Below are 4,052 nucleotides of genomic sequence, written 5' to 3'. Positions count from 1 at the left end.
TTTTTCGATAACTTGCCACTGTTTATCAGTCAGGTTGGTTGAATATTGTTCCATAACTTTAATTGTTTGATAATCATAAAGTTACAAATAATAAATCAACTAACCTACTGATATTCAATATATTAATTCCTTATATAAGATTGTTTTTCAATTAAATTTAAACAGCTTCTAAGGCATGGACCGGTCATCACCACTTAAGGATTATTGATAATGAGGTCTCTTTTGAGAAAAAACTTCATCGTGTATTGGAGGAGATATCCAATGTACTTGGTACACCGGTACCCATTGAGCAGGAAAGAAAATATATCGTTGAAGTGGTAGGAGAAATTCCCAATTGTACCGAAAGCGAGATTACTCAAACCTATATTCAGACAGAAGAAGATGAAGAGGTGAGAATTAGGAGACGAGGCAAACAAGGATCGTATGTCTATTTCTTAACTAAAAAGAAAAAAGTATCCGAGACTGAGCAAATAGAGACAGAACGCAAGATCACACCAAGGCACTACGTGGAGTTGCTTCATATGGCAGACCCTCTTAGAGAGACAATTGTAAAGACCAGGAAAAATTTCGTGTGGCATGGGCAATATTTTGAGTTGGATTCTTACATTCAACCTAATATTGGTCTAAATATACTCGAAATCGAGGGAGTAAAAGAACCTGAAAACCTAAAGTTTCCTCCCTTCCTCAAAGTGATAGAGGATGTTACAGGCAAAAAGGAATACTACAATTATAACCTATCTGTAAAGCATAAATAATATCCGTTTTAGAAAAAACTTTAAGTTAAATTTTCGAGCGAATAGCAAACACATACAGCTTATATAGTATATAATCAACCGGATGAGACATCAGCAATAACTCAAATTGCTGATGTCTTTTATTTTAATACCATTGCCATAGTATTTGATATCATTGTTTCTCCCATGCAATTTTACCATTAAGAGTCCTTTCCATTACTTAGAAAGTGGACCTTCTCTTCTTCTATAAACAGTATTCTCATCGACAAATTCTAATTATGAGACGGAAGAATATCGCTTTTATTTAGTGTGAATTTATACCTTATTAGTCAAATAATGTAAATTTATTTGAGCCTGTTTCTTCATGAAAACACCTCTTTTTTGGCCTCAAAAAAATCCCTTTTGTCCAAAGAAAGCTAATGGAAGCAAATTATTCTACATAGCCATATGTTAAATTATATATAAAGCATCTCGGAAACAATCTCTCGCCTACCAAAAAACAGCTTTCAGGCTGCCTTTTTTGTAAGGTCGCGCGACTTGCAATCCATTCTCGCGCTACATTGAAAGTAAACTCGCGCGAGGTTGCACCTGAAGTATCGCGACTTCGCATGTCAAGGTCGCGCGAGATCAGATCCAAAGTCGCGCGAGAATAGATTGCTTCTCGCGCGAGCTTATTTGTTAAAATAGCGCATAAAAAAAGCCCGTTTCGTACTATAAAACGAGCATAATCGGCAAAATGGTCAGGTGACCCTAACCCTCGAATTTGAGATTTAGAGGTTGAATAAGCTTTGTTTGAATAGCTTTTTGGATACCAATCAAGGTAACAGTATTTAACATATAGAGGTCTTTCATTTCGAACTTCACAGCCCATTTGTAAAGACTATTCATGAGATAATATTTGATGGTTACGGAGTCATTGATTTGTTCCTCTTTAATAGGACATATCTTACCCTCAAGGAGGAATAATCCGCCAAGCGAAAGGACAATCAAAAGTATGGTAAGTAAAATGCTTATCTCCATGAAATTTATTATTTGTAGATGACTAATATACTCAAAAGGTACCATTTTTGCAACAATACAGCATTTGGAGACGATAGTAAAAAGAAATCTTATAATCAAAATCCTGTAAAACGATCTTTCATGATAGAGTCTTATATTGTTTGCCAACGCTATTATCCTATAAAATTGGTACCTCATAATGCATATTGCATCGGAGTTCTTTTAGGTCTCAGGTATCATGAATAAAAAACTATAAGAATATAAAGTATCTGAGATTGTGCCGGGAAACATCAATGTGATGCATCAATCAATATTTTTAAGGGCACATCGTTCGTGCGATTTTTCCACAAAATGTAATAATGATATTTTGGGTTTATCTGTATTTATGTTGTACCTTTATAACGAAGCTGACAGAGAAAATAAAAACTCACAATCGAGTTAAAACTTTCTTAAATTGGATTTGCATTTATTCAATGCCGGAGATTTGAAGCCAATTGCAACTTTTTGATGTCAATCGATTAAGTCTCATAAACTTAAGTCCATAACTTGTGCATTTTATTTTCTTGGTAACCCCAAATATGCTGTAAGGAAGAGATCTCATCTATGCAAAGTATTCTATGTTCAAATTTTGGTTCCGGGTAAAAAGTCTACAACAGCCTATGTAACTGACCTTTGCCGGCAAATAATATAACCAAGTCGAAGAGATATTTCTTTAGAGTCAAACTGCACTGATGCCATTTTAGAGTAGACTCATAACAACAATGCAATCAAACGATATTTAGTCTTAAGATTTTATTCATACAAACACCCTGTCTAACAATGATCGAACTATTATTAATCATCAACTATATTGTATTCTGTGTGACAACTGCAAACTTTGTCATTGGGCTAACGCATTTAGATACGACAAGTTCCGTTTTCCTTGTCATAAATCTTCTTCTTGCAGTCATTACGGCTGTATGTATCCCATCCTTACATCGCAAACGAAAATCTCGACTGATGCAAGTTTTTAAGGAAGAGTCCCAAGATAAATTGAATGAACTCAAAAAAAATACTGAGAAGGTAACCTCCTATGTTGAGAAAGAGATAGCATTGGCACAAGATGCATATGCAAGTTTTGATGATAAAAATATTAAACTGCTGAGTGGTGCATTCAAGATATATGATGCACTGGAGGTTATGAGAAGTACAACCGACTTCGATCTCTTTCGAGATTCTTATGATATGCTTATCGAGCAGTTTGAATATTTCAAAAACCACAAAGATCAGTTTAATCATTTTACAGGAGCTGCCGCAAAGTTATATGCTGAATGTCATCGTGATGCCAGAAAATTGCAAGAGGATACAGAATTGATTCTGCTCTTTGACGAAGAGAAACTAAATGACTTTTGCATCCTCCTTGCCAATGAATGCAGCGAAAGATTTGTTGCAAGTCACCGTGCTGAAATCTCACGAATAGAATTTGGTGAAGCTCTTAAATATCACAATGAAATGATCAAAAAAGAGGGACAAGACATAAACAACTTTGTAGATAAACTTCATGCACAAAACAGATAATCACCCTCCAAACAGGTAAGGATGAAAAGTTTTTTACTACATCTTCCAACAACAAATCGTTGTATGTGCTTTTTCACAACACATCTTATCTGATGTTTCCAATCTATATTACGAAGAATTAGGACAGGAGAAACTTGTTTAGTAACAAAAGAACTTTCTCTTACCGGACATCAGGCTTTGACCGACCCCAATCTCCATGTTTCAAATGGAGAATAATTTATCTGACAGCCGGCTTTGATACACGAAGAATAGAGAAAAAGGGGAAGCAGATAAAGAGAAAAGATAAAAAACTTTCATTTCTTAAAGGTATAGATAAGAAATACTTAGTAGATATTATAAAAAATAGTGCTCATAAACTTCACTAAAATATTTGGAGGTTAAAAAATAAGCCCTATCTTTGCAACCGTTTTGAGAGACAAACAAAACAAGGTGCCATAGCTCAGTTGGTAGAGCAAAGGACTGAAAATCCTTGTGTCCCCGGTTCGATTCCTGGTGGCACCACTTCAAAGAAAAGAAAAACAACATAAGCTCCTGATTTTCAAGCGAAATCAGGAGCTTTTCTTTTATAGCCGCGTGCACAACGAGAAAAATAGAAGCACGAGTAGAAGAGTTTTTTTAGATACTGTTGCCTTTATATTAAGAAGCTGTTTAAAAATTATTCAGAGAATTTATTAAGCAATATTTTGCAGAAAGCAAGTTGAACCATAGCCTCTGCAGTAGCGGCATGAAACTCATAATCAATCGTCAGTCTTCTAAAATTTT

The 4,052-nt window shown here is 35.0% G+C and carries 3 protein-coding genes and 1 tRNA gene; 3 read left to right on the top strand and 1 reads right to left on the bottom strand.

The annotated features are described in order from the left end of the window. The first annotated feature begins 245 nt into the window (after positions 1 to 245). The gene (locus ACFO3G_RS03775) at positions 246 to 755 is read left to right on the top strand and encodes a hypothetical protein (protein WP_380078129.1); all 510 of its coding nucleotides are present in this window, start codon (positions 246 to 248) and stop codon (positions 753 to 755) included. Between the two features lie 729 nt (positions 756 to 1,484). Here the strand turns inward: ACFO3G_RS03775 and ACFO3G_RS03770 are convergent. Then, positions 1,485 to 1,754 carry a hypothetical protein gene (locus ACFO3G_RS03770; RefSeq protein ID WP_380078127.1) on the bottom strand — a complete coding sequence of 90 codons (270 nt, stop codon included), beginning with the start codon at positions 1,752 to 1,754 and terminating at the stop codon, positions 1,485 to 1,487. A gap of 798 nt (positions 1,755 to 2,552) precedes the next feature. Here ACFO3G_RS03770 and ACFO3G_RS03765 point away from each other — a divergent pair. Beyond that, positions 2,553 to 3,290 carry a hypothetical protein gene (locus ACFO3G_RS03765; protein ID WP_380078125.1) on the top strand — a complete coding sequence of 246 codons (738 nt, stop codon included), beginning with the start codon at positions 2,553 to 2,555 and terminating at the stop codon, positions 3,288 to 3,290. 428 nt (positions 3,291 to 3,718) lie between these two features. Continuing rightward, positions 3,719 to 3,791: transfer RNA gene (locus ACFO3G_RS03760), tRNA-Phe, on the top strand. Positions 3,792 to 4,052 lie beyond the last annotated feature (261 nt).

It is taken from the genome of Falsiporphyromonas endometrii (assembly GCF_042654485.1).
Classification (GTDB): Bacteria; Bacteroidota; Bacteroidia; order Bacteroidales; family Porphyromonadaceae; genus Porphyromonas; species Porphyromonas endometrii.
Note: the sequence above shows the minus strand (reverse complement) of the source record. Positions and strands in the feature narration are given on the sequence as shown.